The sequence below is a fragment of the Segatella copri genome, assembly GCF_949820605.1.
Classification (GTDB): Bacteria; Bacteroidota; Bacteroidia; order Bacteroidales; family Bacteroidaceae; genus Prevotella.
On the sequence record NZ_CATKVU010000006.1, the window covers coordinates 2732142 to 2749563 of the forward strand.

Below are 17422 nucleotides of genomic sequence, written 5' to 3' on the forward strand. Positions count from 1 at the left end.
GGTCTTTTCTGAATTTGGCGACAAAATTACAAAGAAAATCTGAGAAATCGGTTCTTTTAGTAGAATAATTCGCTGAATAACAAGAAAAACGGAGTTTTTAATACTCCGTTTTTTCTGTATTTTCCTCCCACATGCGGAAGGCACCGAGCGCCTCATCGCGCATCAGGGCAATCATCGGCTTGTGGCGGTCTTCTATCTGGCGGTCTATCTCCTCGTAGATAAACTCATCATCGAAACCTATCTTTGCCGCATCCTTCCGGTCGTTGGCATAATAGATACGGTCGAGATGTGCCCAATAGATGGCACCCAGGCACATCGGACAAGGCTCACAGGAGGTATAGATTTCGCAACCCTCCAGATTGAAGGTCTTCAACTTGCGGGTAGCCTGCCGGATGCAGTTCACTTCGGCATGAGCCGTAGGGTCGAGGTCGATGGTTACACTGTTGGAAGCCTCAGCGATGATGATACCGTCCTTGGCAATCACAGCACCAAAAGGTCCACCACCCGTCTTCACGCTATTCTTCGAGAGCTCAATGGCTCTATGCATCAATTCTTCTTTTGTCATTGTTTAATATTTTTAGATTAATAATACCCCTTCTTTTCAATTGGGGGCTACAAATATACAAAAAAGAAATGATACGGCAAGCATTTCATACGAAAAAAATACTTAATGGAATACTTTTTTCCCATCACCTCGTTAATTATCCATAATTATAAATACATTTATTATAAGAGTATTTATAATTTTTGTAACTTTGCGCCATCACTTATAAAAAATTGATTATGGATATACCCTTTATTTATGGAAGACTCGCTGAGAAAGAGAGTTTTATCGACAGAGTAGAAGACCGAAGGGAACTGAAGAATTTCCTTCGCCACGGCATCAACGTCATCTTGGTATCTCCAAGAAGATGGGGAAAATCTTCGCTTGTCAGAACCTCTATGGAAGAATTAATGCAGGAAGAATCCAAAACAAAGGTTTGCTTCATGGATGCCTCCAAGATTCATACGGAGGAAGAATTCTACAACAAATTTGCCTCCATCGTGATACAAGGAGTTTCTTCCACATTGGAACAGAAATTATCTGACTTGGTGAAATTTATCAATCGTTTTACCCCAAGCATCACGATAGCTTCCGACCCAATGAATAGTGTAGAGGTCAACCTAAAGGTGAATCCTGTAAAGGAAAGTCCTGAAAACATTCTGCAACTCCCCGAAAAGATAGCCGAGGCTAAAGGCATCAAGATTATCGTCTGCATCGATGAGTTTCAGCAACTCGCCAACCTGCCAAAATGGAAGAACCTTGAAGCTATGCTGAGGGCTGAATGGCAGTTGCAGCACCATACCACCTACTGTCTCTACGGCAGCAAGATGCACATGATGAAAGATATTTTCAACAAGGCGAACAGTCCTTTCTTTAAGTTCGGACAACTGATGAACCTGAAGAGAATAGCCAAGGAATATTGGATTCCATACATCATGAGCAATTTTAAGAAGACAGGAAAAACTATCTCTGAGAGCCAAGCAGAATGTCTATGCGAAAGAGTGAAATATAACTCTTGGTACGTACAGCAATATTGCTTCTTCCTATGGTCACACACAGACAAAGAGGTGACGCAAGAACTCCTCGACAACCAGCTCCAACTGGTTTTGGACACCAACGAAGACTTGTTCTTGACAGAGATGGACGAGCTCACTCCCACCCAAATCGGCATGTTGAAAGCCATCGCTTCTGGCGAAAAGCACTTCAATGCCAAGGATGTCGTAGAGACGTATGGCCTGGGGCAGCCACAGAGCATCACACGTAACAAGAAAGTATTAGTAGAGAAAGATCTCGTTGAGAAACATCTTCAAGACTTCTCATTCGTCGATCCTGTCTTCGAGCTTTGGCTGAAGAGAGAATACAACATTTTACCATAATGGGAATAAAAACAGCCAATAATCGCATTTTCGAGGAAAGAGATGAGGTAAACATCTCTCAAGATTAAGCAATATTTCATGAATCAAAACAATATCAGCGCCGCAGAACTCTTCCTTAGGGTAAGAGAACTTTTGATACTCCCCGAACTGGAGCCGAAGACACGCAACAAGATGATGCACGATACGCTCATCCTCTGCTGCCACGAAGGAGTGAAGGAAACGAAACAGGCTTTCGGTAACCTTTTCTCCCAGGTGGATTATCTCTGTAAGGCTCACGGCATCAAGGTGGCAGACAAGATTGCCATCCAGACCATGCGCCGGCACAGTAATTCGCAGGAACCACTCTCAAGCGAAGATTTGAAATATGATGCACGTGCCCTTGCCATCTTCATCTCTGCCGTATTCGGAGTGGATGTTCCCCACGAGCTGAACGTGCTCATTCCCCATACCAACCGCCCTTATCAGAAAGGACTGGAAATCAACAACCGCCGCATCCGCTGCATCGTGAAGAACTGGGACAGCGATTTCATCCGCGTGGATATTGACCAAGATGCTGACGAAGAGGAATATCTCGTTCAACTGAAAGATGAAGAGAACCATATCGACCATACCTACCTCTGGGATATCCTGAAGGAAGGTATGCAGCTCAACCTGCTCGACTGTCAGGTAAAGCAGCCCGTCATCACCCCCCGACTCATCGTGGTAGAACCCGATTATCTGGTAGATATCAGTAGTATCGCCACCTGCTTCACGGCTTTCGGTCATCATCCCCTGCTCTATCTGCTGAACCAGATGAAGCCCCGCGCCAACACCCAGGCTACCCTGCTCGGTAACTTTGCCGGTGCGGCGCTGGATGACATCATCAATACAAACGGCAAATACCAGATGAACGAAACCATAAAGACGAATTTCAGGGAGAAAGCACTGGAGTTCTGCACCTGTCCCTGGTTTGATGCCAAGAAATTCTATACCGATGCCAACCAGCAAGCATTCAATCTGCAGCAGGTAGTGGATATTCTCTTCCCCCGCACCGCATCGCAGGCACAGATGTCAGCCTTCCGTGGCGAAAGTCTTTACGACAGGAAGAAAGCCATCCTGGAACCTTCGTTCGTCTGCGAAGCACTCGGCATACAGGGACGTGTGGACCTGATGACCACCGACTGCAAACTGCTAGTAGAGCAGAAATCGGGACGCAACATGAATATCGAAACCCATCAGGTTGATCCGGGGTATCACAGTTATCAGCTGGAGCCCCACTATGTACAGCTGCTGCTCTACTATGGCGTATTGCAGCACAACTTCAAGCTGAGCAACGACCGCGTGAATATCCGTCTGCTCTACTCCAAGTATCAGCCGCAAGACGGACTGATGGTGGTAGCTTACTACCAAAAGCTCTTCAAGGAGGCCATCGAATACCGCAACCAGCTCGTTGCCGCCTCCTTCGAGATAGCCAAGGAGGGATTCGAGCATGCACTGAATGAATTTACCCCCGAAGTTTTGAATGTGGCAGGTACCCAGGACTTCTTTTACAACAAGTATCTGAAGCCGCAGATAGAAGCCATCACCAGTCCGCTCCACAACCTCACCCCATTAGAGGAGGCTTACTTCTGCCGCATGATGACCTTCGTGTTGCGGGAACAGATGATCAGCAAGGTGGGCGCACAGGAAGGAACGAACACATCCAGTTCCGACCTCTGGACCATGCCACTCGCCGAAAAGAAAGATGCCGGCAATATCTATACCGACCTGCACATCATCCGAAAGGAACAGAGCAGCGCAGGAAGCGGATATGATACCATCACCCTGAGCGTGCCCGACCAGGGAAAAGACTTTCTGCCCAACTTCCGTATCGGCGACATGGTGTATCTCTATACCTACAAGCTGAAGGAAGAACCCGATGTGAGAAAGGCTATATTATATAAAGGTGTACTGCAGGAGATTCACAGCGATGAGATTGTGGTGCATCTCACCGACGGACAGCAGAATGCCGATATCTTCGAGATGAATCTGCCTTACGCCATAGAACATGGAACGAGCGATGCATCAACAGGCGGAAGCATCCGTAACCTGCACCAGTTTATCTGTGCACCCAAGGAGAAGCGCGACCTGCTGTTAGGGCAGCGTGCTCCGCAAAGAGATGCCTCGCTTACATTGACCAGACATTACGATGATGTACTGGACGACATCATTCTCCGTGCCAAGCAGGCACAGGATTACTTCCTGCTCGTGGGACCTCCGGGAACAGGAAAGACCAGTCGTGCCCTGAAGTTTATGGTAGAAGAAGCATTGAACGATGGAACGGGAATGCCGACAGCAGAAAGCATCGCCTCGGGAGGCAAGACGGCTCAGCAGCCTGCATCCTCCATTCTCCTGATGAGCTATACCAACCGAGCCGTAGATGAAATCTGCGAGATGCTGGTAGATTCGGGCATCCCATTCCTTCGCCTCGGCAGCGAGTACTCCTGCGATGAGCGGTTCCGCCCTTATCTGATAGAGAAAGCCATCAGCGACTGTCCGAAACTCGAAGCCATCAAACAATATATAATAGGAACGCGTGTAATCGTGGGCACCACTTCGATGATGACCTCCAAGCCGTTCATCTTCTCGCTGAAGCACTTCAAGCTTGCCATCATCGACGAGTCGAGCCAGATACTGGAGCCTAATCTCATCGGTCTCTTATCAGCAGTAGATAAGTTCATCCTCATCGGCGACTACAAGCAGTTGCCAGCCGTGGTACAGCAGAGCGAGCAGGATTCAGGCATTCCTACCATCAACGATAGTCAGAAAGGTAGCATCATCGACATGAGCATCCTGCAGGACATCTGTCTTACCAACTGCCGCAACTCTCTCTTCGAACGTCTGATTCATTGGGAAGATCACGAAGAGCGCAGCGAATTCATCGGCATTCTGCGTCGCCAAGGCAGAATGCATCCCGAGATTGCAGAGTTTCCTAACCGGATGTTCTACCGTCGGGAGAAACTGGAACCCGTGCCATGTCCACACCAGTTGGAGACGGAGCTGTCATATACCCTTCCATCAGAAGATGCGCTCGACGATTTGCTGAAAGAGCACCGCATGATATTCCTCCCATCCAAATTCTGCAAGGAACCAAATGTATCCGATAAGATCAATGCCAACGAGGCAGCAATCGTGGTAGACCTGCTTCGCCGCATCCACCGCTTCTATGGAGAGCGTTTCGATGCCAAGAAGACGGTAGGCGTCATCGTTCCTTACCGCAACCAGATTGCCATGGTACGCAAAGGCATCGAAAAGCTCGGTATTCCGGAACTGGAGAAAATCAGTATCGATACCGTAGAGCGGTACCAGGGCAGCCAGCGAGATGTCATCATCTACAGTTTCACCATCCAGAACATCTGGCAGCTCGACTTCCTTGCCGGCAACAGTTTCGTAGAAGACGGCGCCATCATCGACCGCAAGCTGAACGTAGCCATCACCCGTGCCCGAAAGCAGATGATTATGACAGGCAACCCGGAGATATTGCGCAATAATCAGATTTTTAGCGAATTAATGAACTATGTGAAGGAAAAAGGAGGATATTTTTAAATTTTCCCCCAAAAAATTTGGTGATACGGAAATAAAGTCCTATCTTTGCATTCGGATTATACACAAAAGGATAAACAAGAGACATAAATACAGATATAGGATTCCGGTGCTCCACTGGCACTGGAATTCTTTATTTTTTATGCTACTTGCCAACCGATTATTAATAACATTAAAACAACAAGAAAATTATGGCTTACATGTCACAAGAAGGCTACGACAAACTCGTAGCTGAGCTGAAACAGCTCGTATCTGTAGAGCGCCCTAAGGCATCAGCCGCAATTGCTGAAGCCCGCGACAAGGGTGATTTAAGTGAGAATTCTGAGTATGATGCCGCTAAAGAGGCACAGGCTCATCTGGAAGATAAGATCAATCGCCTGAAGCTCACCATTGCCGAGGCCAAGATTATCGATACCAAGCAGCTCAGCACCGACAGCGTGCAGATTATGTCGAAGGTAGAGATGACCAACATGGCTAACAAGGCAAAGATGACTTATACCATCGTGAGCGAAAGCGAAGCAAACTTGAAGGAAGGCAAGATTTCCATCAAGACTCCTATCGCACAGGGATTGCTCAACAAGAAGGTAGGTGAGATTGCAGAAATCAAGATTCCTCGCGGCACCATCAACCTTCGCATCGACAAGATTTCATTTGAATAAAACGGAATAAAAGGAACTATCATATCGGCAGCGATGCCCGTATGACGGTTCCTTTTATGTTATATGTAAGCCTACCCGATATATTCTACAGAAAATGAAAGTAGCCGATGCAACGACATCAAAAAGAGAATAAGATAATATGAATTGTAAATTATAAATTATTAATTATAAATTGATTAGCGATTATGGCAAGCATTTTTTCAAAGATTGCAGCAGGAGAGATTCCTAGCTACAAGTGTGCAGAAAGCGACAAGTTCTATGCTTTCCTCGACATTAGCCCTATCGGCAAAGGTCATACCTTGGTGATTCCCCGTAAGGAGGTTGATTACATCTTCGATATGGAAGACAAAGACCTGGCTGAGTTTGAGGTTTTCGCCAAGAAGGTAGCCAAGGCTATCAAGGCAGCCTTCCCATGCAAGAAAGTGGCGCAGGTTGTTTTGGGTCTGGAGGTTCCTCATGCCCATATCCACCTCATCCCAATGAACAGCGAGGCTGATGTAAACTTCCGCAAGGAGCATCTCAAACTCACAGAGGAAGAGTTCAAGGAAATTGCTGATAAGATTTATACAGAATTCAAGAAACTTTAAATGCAAGAAGTTTCAAACAGAAAAAGAGCTGCGAATATGCTTCGCAGCTCTTTTTATATCTTTATTTCATAAGCTCTTGCTTAGACGAACTCATCGCCTTTCTTCATCTGCACCTCGTTTACATATTTACGCACCAGGGCAGAAGAATCTTCTTTCTTGCATATCAACAATACATTGTCATTCTCGGCTACTATGAAACCATCCAGTCCGTTCAATACAGCCAGCTTTCCTTTAGGCAACTTGATTACATTGTTGTGACAATTCTCCATCATCACATCGCTGTCAACAACCACGTTGTCATCGCTGCTCTTCTGCATCGCCTCGTAGATACTGTGCCAGGTACCCAGATCAGCCCAGCCGAAGTCACACTTCATCATATAGACATTGCTAGGTTTGTCAAGCACTCCGAAATCTACTGATATATTAGGATAAGAAGAGAAACTCTCTTTCATGTATGCATTCTCTGTCTCCACACTGAATTCGGGATACTGTTTATCGTAATTACGGAGTACAGGGGGCAGAATCTTGCAGAAACACTCACGCAGATACTTCACATTAGAAAGGAATAAACCCGTATTCCAATAGAACTCTCCACTCTCTACAAAAATCTTGGCAAACTCTCTTTCCGGTTTCTCTGTAAACGACTGCACCTTGTACAATCCGTTGCCGATAGCTTCACCCATCTGAATATATCCATATCCAGGTTCAGGACGGGTTGGTTTCACACCCATCGTCAGGAAACGGTCATGTTCTGCCACAAAAGCCAGACCTTCCAATACGTTTTCCCGGAAAGCATCTTCATTGAAGATAGCCTGATCCGAAGGAGTGGCGATGATGCAGGCATCAGGATTGAGCATCGAGATGCGATGATTGGCCCATGCCATGCTAGGTGCCGTATTGCGATGAATAGGTTCCGCCAATATCCGTTCTGCAGGAACCTCAGGCAACTGTTCCTTTACCAGTTGAACATATTCTTCATTTGTGTTGATAAATATATGGTCGGCAGGCACGATCTTTGCCATACGGTCAAAGGTTTGCTGAAGCTGGGTGCGCCCCACTCCAAAGAAGTCGACAAACTGCTTCGGATAGTTGCTACGGCTGCAAGGCCAGAGTCTGCGACCCTTACCTCCCGCCAATATCACACAATAATTATTTCCGTTACTCTTCATATCTTGAGTCTAATATTTTGTTGGTTTTCAAAATTCATCTGTAAAGTTAGTGATTATCCGTGAAAGTGCCAAAGATTTTCTTGAAATTTAATAAAGTGGACTATAAAAACAACAAAAATTTAATGTTTCTGCATTAAAAATGCATTTTTAGAAAAAAAAGTCACCAAAAAGTTTGTCAGTTCAAAAATTATTAGTACCTTTGCAACCGCAAATAAGCAAGGTGGTATTTGCCCAGATGGCGGAATCGGTAGACGCGCTGGTCTCAAACACCAGTGGAGCAATCCATCCCGGTTCGATCCCGGGTCTGGGTACCAAGATGGAGAGAAGTTTTACTTCTCTCCTTTTTTCGTTTATATACACATTTATCCCTGCATATCTACCCACTTACATCCTATCATATCCCCCATTCCACGAAAACGTTTACAACGATTTATTTAGAATAAGCCTTTCTATATTTGGCTTTTCAAAAGATAATATTTATCTTTGCAGAAGAAATAGCTTATATATAATAACCCAACAAACCGAAAAAAATAGATGAAGAAATTTTTTAGCATGGTATGTGCTTGCTTGTTGGCGCTAAGTGCCCAGGCAACCGACATCAAGAAGTATGATGCTCTTTACGAGAATCTACCATTCCAGATGGAGAAGGTGACCCGTCCGCAATTCCCAGCCAATGAGGTAAACCTCAAGGACTTTGGGGCTATTGGAGATGGCTCTTCTCTCTGTACCACAGCCTTTGCCAAGGCTATCGATGCGCTGACTCAGAAAGGCGGCGGCAAACTCATCGTTCCACAGGGCGTATGGTTCACAGGTCCTATCGTATTGAAGAGCAATATCAACCTGCATCTCGAAAAAGGTGCAGTCATCCTTTTCTCACCAGATGATGCCCTCTACCCTTTTATAGAAACATCGTTTGAGGGTTTGGATACACGCCGATGCCAGTCGCCTATCTCTGGTCATCATCTTACCAACGTGGCAATTACCGGTCAGGGTTGCATTGACGGAAACGGAGAATACTGGCGCCCTTTGAAGAAGCAGAAGGTTACCGCTGCCCAGTGGAAGCAGATTACTTCACGTGGCGGTGCGTTCAAGAGAGCCGACTACTGGTTCCCATCAGAAGGTGCATTGAAGGCTGACAACAGTGCCAACATGAATGTGCCTAAAACTCCAGCTTCAGAAGAAGAATGGAATGAGATCAAGCGTTTCCTCCGTCCGGTAATGATCAGTCTCGTAAGCTGCAAGAACGTTTGGCTCAATGGGGTCATCTTCCAGAACTCTCCTGCATGGAACATCCATCCGCTGATGTGCGAGAACGTTCTTATAGAAGATGTATTGGTCCGCAACCCTTCATATGCTCAGAATGGTGATGGTCTTGACCTGGAGAGCTGCAAGAATGCACTTATCGTCAACTCTACTTTCGATGTAGGCGATGACGGTATCTGTATCAAGAGCGGTAAGGATGCTGACGGAAGAAAGCGCGGCATTCCTTGCGAGAATGTCATCGTAAACGGCTGTACCGTATTCAAGGGTCATGGCGGTTTCGTTGTTGGCAGCGAGATGAGCGGTGGCGTAAAGAATATCAAGGTGAGCGACTGCCAGTTCCTCGGCACCGATGTAGGTCTCCGTTTCAAGAGTACCCGCGGTCGTGGTGGTGTAGTAGAGAATATCTACATCGACAACATGTCAATGTTTGATATTCAGACAGATGTCATCACCTTCGACCTTTACTACGGTGGCAAGTCTGCCGTTGAGGTTCTCAACGATGGCGATGAGGCTAAGAGCCAGAAGGTACAGAAGTTCAAGGTAGACGAGACAACACCTTGCTTCCGCAATATCGACATCAACCATGTCATCTGCCGCACAGCCCGTCGTGCAGCTTACTTCAATGGTCTCCCAGAGATGCCGGTAAGCAACATCCACATCAAGGATATGGAGGTAAACAATGCTGAGTATGGTATCGTCATCAACCGTACTGACGGCGTGAAGCTCGAAAACATCAAGGTTAGTGCAAAGAATCACACCTTCGATGCAAAGAACTCGAAGAATGTGACTGTCAACGACAAGACATACAAGAAGATTGACGAAAAGGGTATCACCCTCGATTTCTAACCGACATTCATCAGACAAAACATTTATAATGCCGCCCTAACCCCATCAAGAATGGCAGTTAGGGCGGCATTTCAGCTTATAGTACATGTCTTCACTCTTCACCTTCTTCCCTTTCCTCGTCATACCGACAAAGCAGTAGAAAAAGTCCTCATGAGCAGACCGAATCTTCCATATCACCTATAAGTCATTTTGTTTATAAGATAAATGAATACAAGCTGTATCTGCATGATGAATCAAGAGGAGCGTTTTCTCCCCTTTTCTCTTTACAATTCTATCGCCCTTTTGGTATTTTTGATACAAATCCCAAAAGGCAGATAGATTCTCATGGATTGTATCTCCATGAGGATCTACACCAACAAAGGAGAAACCTCTATATTCCTTGCACGATACGACATGAAAATCATAAGCCTTGGGGACTTCCTCGTCAAGAATCTGCTTCTTGACATCATCATCAGTTTCATACAAACGAAACTCATAGAAGAACTACCCAAAGATAATAAGGAGGATTCCGAATACCTTGCTATGTTTTTTAAGTCACTCATCTTTATATCTTATATCCTTATCTAAATTACCATTTTTGTCTCGAACAACCATCCACTTATGATATAGTTTTTTTGCACAAATGTCTTTCCAAGAATTGCGCTTTACATCCTCGAATTTAATCAAAAAGAAATAGCACGTATCTTTCCTTGAAAACAAATATACAGAATCCTCACAACATGTTGAATCCGGGAAGACTGCCATAATACCTCGTAAAGATAATTCTTTGTTTACTGGAATATTAATGGTATCCAATTCCTCGATACCAGGTATATCATAAGCAGGCAATATCTGACAATGCACACTATCAATGGCATCAAAGTAAGAATGTCCTATAATTAATGTATCACCTGTGCAATTTTTAAACTCCACACTTCTTTTGTAATAACCAAATGGTAAGCAAGATGAAACCAAATACAGAATCATCAAGAATACGTTAAATATGAATAACTTTTTCATTTTTATTTCAATTCGTGAAAAGGGTACTTCCCTGTTATTATCTTCTGATAAACAGCGTAAGGAGGATAAACAAATCCCATACTATACGATTTATATTCTCCCACTAAATCACCTATATGTATATATTTCTGATTAATAGTCCACACATACCACTTGTGTGACACTGTTAGATGATTCGTATTGCCTGGCGAATACAATTGTTCCGTATCTATTGCTACATACTGAAGATAGATTCTTGCACCATCTTCCAACGTCACATAATAGATGTCTCCTACTCTATTTTGAATTCTTTTCTTAGCCATGTTTTGCAAAATTACGACATTTATATCAAATTAGACTGCACCTACTTCACCCAAAGCACTATGGACAAATAAGCAGCATACAAAGAACCCAGAAACACACATAACGTTATGAAGTGCCATTTTTTATTGTTTTTTTCCTTTTTGAACTTCTTAAAATATACTTTATATACATTATCTTTGAATGCGGACAAATAAGCAATCAAACTCGATAAGCACAAGCATATTATCACGCATATTTCAAAATAAGCGTCTGGTATAACGACTAATCCCAAATGCCTAACCAAGGAGACAAACAACATTATATAAGCCCCAAACAAAATTCCAAATATGGGTTTAGCATACATCATACTAACACCGTAATCTAAATTATATACAACATTCTTAGATATACGTTTGCGCCATGCTATATATTCTTCCAATGTCGTTTTTTCCTTATTTATAAGGCTAAACGGATCCCATTTATATGTAAGTTCGTAAGCTTTGTTCATCAATGAACTAAATAATTTATCCGCTAAATTATTGCTCCACACTTCAAAACAGTAGAAAGAATATAATAATCGATTACAATAACTTTTCATATTAATATCATTTTACGAAATTAAACATTATACCTCCTAAAGCGAAGCCTAGTTCACCTCCTACATAGCTTCCACCAAAGCTGCCCAGCATTTCTAAGGGGAGCGTTGCATAACCAAAACCGATAACGCCACCAGCTAGTCGTCCAATTATTGCACCGCCCCAAGTTCCCAACTCACGACCTGCAACTTGAAAACATAACTTTTCACAATTTGTACCAATTTTATTTCCATCAGCTATATATGCAGCTTTAAAGTGAGAATAATCTTCCGCAGATGACATTGCTCGTGTGAAATAGTTTAAATGACTAAGTCCTTTTAATTCTCTCGTTCTTACATATTGGTTGCCATAAAATATATGATTATTAGCTCTTGGGAAATAGAATTTTCCATTTGTACCAATTCTGCATTTCCTTCCATAATTATTCAAACTCTCCAGAAAAGATACACCAGTAGCTGCCGTTTCATAAACACCAGCTGTTTCTATATATTGCTTTGCTGCCTCACTAGGATATATTACCACATCACGAATAGAGCCAACAATATGGTCTTGACTATCATGTCTATAGGTTATATCATGCTCTGCGAAATTGAATGCACCAATTTGCAAGCCATTCAATAATCCCTGATAGAAATTACCTCCAGAAGCTAATGAGACAGCTCCACCCATTGCGGCAGTTGACGACATCAATGCCCAACTAGGAAGATGGACAGACTGAGCAAATGTACCCATTAATGAACCTCCTGCTCCTGAAACGACACCAGAAAAGAAGTTTTCACCACTGAGTCCATTAAAAAGTCCAGTTGACAACCCATGCGCTCCTGCTCGAAGCAGTTCATGTCCTAATCCACCTACTGCACCGAATGCAGCACCAATACCATAAGTTGCGGCTCCTCCAGCTGCCCCAAAGAGAGCACCTTTCCAAATACTCTTACCTGACATTCCTGCATGCATTGCACCCATTACTGCACCAGAAACAACACTAAACACCAAAAAGTCATCAATTCCGAACAATTCTCCATTTGGGTCAGTATATTTGAGAGGATTGTTCAAGCAATAGCTATATCGATTATAGTTCTGGCTAAAATCGGGAGTTTGAACATAATTGTCTGGACTTAGGAATCTGCCCAGTACAGGATCGTACAAGCGACCATTCATGTTGATGATTTGATAATCATTCAGCATTTCATGCCCACAATAACCACGAATGAAACCAATTTTGTTCATTGTGACAGTTTGCTTTCCCCATGCATCATAAGATGCAGAGTACACTTGAGTACCATCACCAGCATAAATAGAAATGATACTACCTATATTGTCCTTTACAACAACATAAGGCAAGAATGTTCCGTTATCCTTCCGCAACATCACAAAATTATCATCCACATAGATGAACTCTGTGACATTACCATTCTTATCTATCACCTTGTCATAATCGGTATCATAGAAGGTTGTCTTCTCTACGACTCCATTATTGTATGAGGTCGATTTCCAACGCTGCATATCTGGACCATAGACAAAATCAACGGATGTCAAGGAATTACCATCATCGATACGACCTATCCTGCCAAGTTCATTGAACTCGGTAGATAGCGTTGCACTTGGTATAATCCTTCTGATATTATCTACACTCATGACAGCATGTGGCTTTTGTCCGTATTCATAATTACCAACGTCCAACTTATTCAAAATATTGCCATCGTTTGCATATTTTATAATTAAATTTCGTTGTCCGTTGTAGCTGACGGAAGTCAATCTATCCACCCCATCATAGGTGAAAGTCTCCTTCTGTGAGTTCACTCCTGTTCGAGATAGAAGATTATCCGTGGCAGAATCATATTCGTACTCGAAAGAATTCTTATGACTGGTGCAATTAACGTCAACACTCTTCACATGCCCATTCGTACTTAAAGTGACTGCCTTACTGCCAAATGTATTCAGCAATTTGTATCTAGTGGTGATACCATCATAAAATGCCAAAGACTTAAACTCCACATTGTTGTATTTCTTTGCCATCAAATATCCATTAGCATCATACACATAGCCTAGGGTCAGACCTCCAGGATAGACAACGCTAGCAATGCTGCCATCCATATTGTAACTATAGGTATATTGGTGCGACTCATCACCTTCCACAGAACGAGTCCTAGAAGTGAGTCTGCCAAATACATCATAAGAATAACTCTCCAAGTTGTTACCACAAGTCGTCTTAATCAACTGCAAGTTGTCATTACCAGACGTTCCATAAGTTCTAGTAATTTCCATATCGCCGACATGTGAAGTCGTCAATCGTCCCAACTCATCGTAAGTATTTGTCGTGACAATGCCACGAGCATCTGTTTGCTTCAACAACTTACCATCGGCTGCATACTCATAAGTAGTTGTGCCAGCATCAGGATCTGTCATAGAAGTCTTATTGCCAACGGCATCATACTCCACCAAAGTCTTAGAGCCTTCGCAATTTATCTCCACAGGTTTGCCCATGGAATTGTAAACATACGACACACTTGACACAGGATCGGAAGAGGTCTTGACATTTCCCCAAGCATCCGTTGTCTTCGTGTAGCTCTTACCTCCAATCTTTGTAGTAACGCTTCGATTGCCATAAGCATAAGAATAGTTCTTGCCTCGTTGAGTCTGGTTATCCGAAGTCATTCGTCCCAACTTGTCATAAGACAAGAGTTCCATATATGTCAATTTTCCATCAGATACTGACTTACGAAGAACCTGGTCTTTCGCATTATAGGCATACGTTTCCTTATGTTGTACACCACAAGGCAAGGCATACTGACAAAGCGTTTTTCGTCCATAAGAATCATACCATGTCTTTACGGTAGGCTTGCCTGTTTCACTTTCCTCAATGTAGTACTTCAAATTAGTAGAGCTTCCCCAATAAATAATAGAGGTTTCTACTGCGCTGGTAGGATGCATCGTCTTGATGAGATTTCCCCATCCATCATATTGATATCTGGTAGTCAAAGGATGTGTCACATCTGTCATGTCGACAGTACTCAACACATCACCCCATATATCATAAGTGTAAAGCATTTCCGATGCGGCAGGCGTTTGCCATTCTTTCTTCAAGAATCTTTTGGTATCATCGTAGCTATAATGCTTGGTTATCGTAGCCATACCATATCCCTCTTGCTGGAGATTACATTTCCCCAAGAATCATAGACGTTAGTGGTAGATAATGCCAAAGGTGTACCTGCATGATCCTCCTTTTGCACCACTTGTCCTTTCTCATCATAAGAGAGCATAGTGGTAGAGGCATATTCTTCATTGGCATCCTCGTGCTTCTGACTAGATACTATCGTAGTTGGCAACCATGTTTCTAGTCGCTTCACATAATTCTTATATTCAGTTTTCTTATACATGGCATCACTGCCATAAGTCACGGTTTCGTTCAGAGGGCAACCTTTCTCTACATCATATACGCATGACGTAGTAGTCACATTGCCATCATAATCGGTAGCAACCTGTTCCTTAGGATAAGAAAAATAAGTACCATTCAGCTCGGCAAAAGAAATCGTAGATGTCGAAGAAGCCTTCCAATCGCCTACGGAAGAACGGGTGGTCACCTTCTGAGGAGTATAATACTTTGGATTCCACTCATCCACAATGCTTTCCGTCGTTTCATTATTGAAAGAAACCTTTGACTGTGTTCTCTCAAATCCTATCAAGCCTAGTCCTTGCACATGGGCTTTCAGTCCACCATAACGATAGTCAGTTGTCAAGCCATGCGCCAAGCTACGTTTCACCATGACCAAATCGGGACGAATATCGACCACAGGGAACTTAGCGGAGGTTATGGTAGGAAGGCAGACTGTAGAATCTGTCAAAGAGGCATATTCTATAGATGTCACATTGCCAAGTCCATCAGTAACGGTATTGATTTTTCCCGATGAAACCGAATAATTCTGAGTTGCATAGAGTCGCATCTTGATAGGATCTGAGGCATTGGCATTATAGATATTCTTGCCATACCCCATGATACTCATTTGACCATCACCCGTGAAATCACCGACAATAACATTTCCACCAATGGCATCTGTTTCCCCATTTGTAAATACCACCTTCTCTTGTACCAGCTTTTCACCAGTAGAACGAAGCCAAGCTACCTGAGTATTTCTGAAAGAGTAATGATTATGAAAGCCACCATGATACTTATAGTCTGATTTCAAAGCGAGCAAATCGGTCTTACCGTCACCATCCATATCAAATGGGATAATCTCGTACTTGTCATCATCCTTACCAGTGTTCTTATCCTTCATGTCCAATCTGATGGCATATTTTGCTGTAAATGTGCCATCACCATTGTTGAAAGCAAAGTTTGCATTGCCATTGTTGTCACAATGAACAAAATCCACAAGACCATCACCATTGAAATCGCCTTGCTCCATCAAGATGTCATCGCCAAAGGTTGTACCTGTCTTAGAGTTCTGTTCCGTAAAGGCAGTAGCAAAACTATCTGTACCATTATTAAAATAGATTTTGTAGCCACCATCATAAGTGAACAACAAATCAGGCATACCATCATTGTTGAAATCGCCCGAGAAAATCTTCTTCGGAATCTTAGGAAATACAAATGAGAGTAGAGTTTCATTTGCCAATTCTTGCTTATCAACGAAATTCAAGCAACCACCTAAATATTTTCCATCTTTAGATGTAGCCTCCACATAAAATATTTCCGTCTTTCCATCTTTGTTTATGTCTATAGATGTGTATAATGGCATTTCCCTAGCAGCTCGCAAATTAGAGACCTTACCCATAATCACATTAGAAGCGCCTTGGAAGACACGCCAAATTACATACTGGTGATCCTGATCTAAATGTGTATCTGTATTTAACATAGGCACAAGAACATCTGCTTTTCCATCACCATTAAAATCCAAAACAGTACTTCCCCCAGGACGACTAACCATACCTTGAATGTCACAAACGCCATCTATCTTACTCTGCTTTACATAATCGAATACAACATTACTTGTGTTATCTCTCTTCGCTTTAAAGAAATACGCTATCGTTCTAGGGTGCCATTCTTCATTATAGCCACCTCGTCCATTATTATATTTAATATAATCATCCTTGACATAAGCCAATTTCACTATATCGGACAACCCATCACCATTAAAATCCGCACTAATAAAACCGCTATTGACAATTTCTTGATTAAAACCATGGTAATCTGCATCTATCTTTGGATAAGACACTCTTCTATCTAATCCTGCAAAACCATGCCATCCAAACACAATCGGATTGAAACATTCACCCTTGCCATTATATTCCGTTACTTTCACCAAGCGTGAATATCGTATTTTCGAGGCATCCAAAGTTGAGTCGTATTCACACACATATCTGCGATAGACATCATTGCCTGTCGCTGTTGTGATTTCACTAAGTCTTCTATCAACATTAGACACCCTACCACCCAACGTCACACACTGAGTATTTTTATTCAAAATACTTTGGTACGTAAAAGTAACCGTAGATGTGTTAGGAGTTGACAAACTATAGTTCTTTCCATAAGTTATTTTAGC

At 43.0% G+C, this 17422-nt stretch carries 11 protein-coding genes and 1 tRNA gene; 6 read left to right on the plus strand and 6 right to left on the minus strand.

Annotated features, from left to right (window positions below):
* Positions 1-97: 97 nt before the first annotated feature.
* Complete coding sequence (locus RCO84_RS12450; protein ID WP_264902141.1) at positions 98-565, minus strand: nucleoside deaminase; 468 nt, start codon at positions 563-565, stop codon at positions 98-100.
* A 218-nt stretch (positions 566-783) separates the two neighbouring features.
* Here RCO84_RS12450 and RCO84_RS12455 point away from each other — a divergent pair, with 218 nt between their 5' ends.
* From RCO84_RS12455 to RCO84_RS12470, 4 genes are all read left to right on the plus strand, one after another.
* On the plus strand, positions 784-1920 hold the full coding sequence (locus tag RCO84_RS12455) for an AAA family ATPase (protein WP_317585257.1): 1137 nt from the start codon (positions 784-786) through the stop codon (positions 1918-1920).
* 78 nt (positions 1921-1998) lie between these two features.
* The gene (locus tag RCO84_RS12460) at positions 1999-5484 is read left to right on the plus strand and encodes a DEAD/DEAH box helicase (RefSeq protein ID WP_317585258.1); all 3486 of its coding nucleotides are present in this window, start codon (positions 1999-2001) and stop codon (positions 5482-5484) included.
* Positions 5485-5672: 188 nt separating this feature from the next.
* Positions 5673-6140: a transcription elongation factor GreA gene (greA, locus tag RCO84_RS12465; RefSeq protein ID WP_022120765.1), complete on the plus strand. Its 468-nt coding sequence runs from the start codon at positions 5673-5675 to the stop codon at positions 6138-6140.
* A gap of 185 nt (positions 6141-6325) precedes the next feature.
* A complete protein-coding gene (locus RCO84_RS12470; RefSeq protein ID WP_118063359.1) occupies positions 6326-6727 on the plus strand; it encodes an HIT family protein in 402 nt (133 codons plus the stop codon).
* An 80-nt stretch (positions 6728-6807) separates the two neighbouring features.
* Here the strand turns inward: RCO84_RS12470 and RCO84_RS12475 are convergent, their stop codons facing one another.
* Positions 6808-7896 carry a mannose-1-phosphate guanylyltransferase gene (locus tag RCO84_RS12475; protein ID WP_119227398.1) on the minus strand — a complete coding sequence of 363 codons (1089 nt, stop codon included), beginning with the start codon at positions 7894-7896 and terminating at the stop codon, positions 6808-6810.
* Between the two features lie 229 nt (positions 7897-8125).
* Here RCO84_RS12475 and RCO84_RS12480 point away from each other — a divergent pair.
* A tRNA-Leu gene (locus RCO84_RS12480) sits at positions 8126-8210 on the plus strand.
* A gap of 220 nt (positions 8211-8430) precedes the next feature.
* A complete protein-coding gene (locus tag RCO84_RS12485; RefSeq protein WP_153139290.1) occupies positions 8431-10005 on the plus strand; it encodes a glycosyl hydrolase family 28 protein in 1575 nt (524 codons plus the stop codon).
* A 534-nt stretch (positions 10006-10539) separates the two neighbouring features.
* Here RCO84_RS12485 and RCO84_RS12490 read toward each other — a convergent pair.
* The 4 genes from RCO84_RS12490 to RCO84_RS12505 all read right to left on the minus strand — a co-directional run bounded on the left by RCO84_RS12490 (position 10540) and on the right by RCO84_RS12505 (position 17344).
* Positions 10540-11004 carry a hypothetical protein gene (locus tag RCO84_RS12490; RefSeq protein ID WP_317585260.1) on the minus strand — a complete coding sequence of 155 codons (465 nt, stop codon included), beginning with the start codon at positions 11002-11004 and terminating at the stop codon, positions 10540-10542.
* A gap of 343 nt (positions 11005-11347) precedes the next feature.
* Positions 11348-11884 carry a hypothetical protein gene (locus RCO84_RS12495; RefSeq protein WP_317585262.1) on the minus strand — a complete coding sequence of 179 codons (537 nt, stop codon included), beginning with the start codon at positions 11882-11884 and terminating at the stop codon, positions 11348-11350.
* A gap of 7 nt (positions 11885-11891) precedes the next feature.
* The gene (locus RCO84_RS12500) at positions 11892-15014 is read right to left on the minus strand and encodes an RHS repeat-associated core domain-containing protein (RefSeq protein WP_317585264.1); all 3123 of its coding nucleotides are present in this window, start codon (positions 15012-15014) and stop codon (positions 11892-11894) included.
* Complete coding sequence (locus RCO84_RS12505; RefSeq protein WP_317585266.1) at positions 15002-17344, minus strand: FG-GAP repeat domain-containing protein; 2343 nt, start codon at positions 17342-17344, stop codon at positions 15002-15004. The genes RCO84_RS12500 and RCO84_RS12505 overlap by 13 nt, the downstream gene beginning before the upstream one ends.
* Positions 17345-17422: the final 78 nt, after the last annotated feature.

What these genes read in the sequence shown, in the direction of transcription:
- greA (WP_022120765.1), top strand. Translation starts at nt 5,673, where the DNA reads ATGGCTTACATGTCACAAGAAGGCTACGACAAACTCGTAGCTGAGCTG.
- RCO84_RS12475 (WP_119227398.1), bottom strand. Translation starts at nt 7,896, where the DNA reads ATGAAGAGTAACGGAAATAATTATTGTGTGATATTGGCGGGAGGTAAG.
- RCO84_RS12500 (WP_317585264.1), bottom strand. Translation starts at nt 15,014, where the DNA reads ATGGCTACGATAACCAAGCATTATAGCTACGATGATACCAAAAGATTC.
- RCO84_RS12460 (WP_317585258.1), top strand. Translation starts at nt 1,999, where the DNA reads ATGAATCAAAACAATATCAGCGCCGCAGAACTCTTCCTTAGGGTAAGA.
- RCO84_RS12490 (WP_317585260.1), bottom strand. Translation starts at nt 11,004, where the DNA reads ATGAAAAAGTTATTCATATTTAACGTATTCTTGATGATTCTGTATTTG.
- RCO84_RS12495 (WP_317585262.1), bottom strand. Translation starts at nt 11,884, where the DNA reads ATGAAAAGTTATTGTAATCGATTATTATATTCTTTCTACTGTTTTGAA.
- RCO84_RS12470 (WP_118063359.1), top strand. Translation starts at nt 6,326, where the DNA reads ATGGCAAGCATTTTTTCAAAGATTGCAGCAGGAGAGATTCCTAGCTAC.
- RCO84_RS12485 (WP_153139290.1), top strand. Translation starts at nt 8,431, where the DNA reads ATGAAGAAATTTTTTAGCATGGTATGTGCTTGCTTGTTGGCGCTAAGT.
- RCO84_RS12455 (WP_317585257.1), top strand. Translation starts at nt 784, where the DNA reads ATGGATATACCCTTTATTTATGGAAGACTCGCTGAGAAAGAGAGTTTT.
- RCO84_RS12450 (WP_264902141.1), bottom strand. Translation starts at nt 565, where the DNA reads ATGACAAAAGAAGAATTGATGCATAGAGCCATTGAGCTCTCGAAGAAT.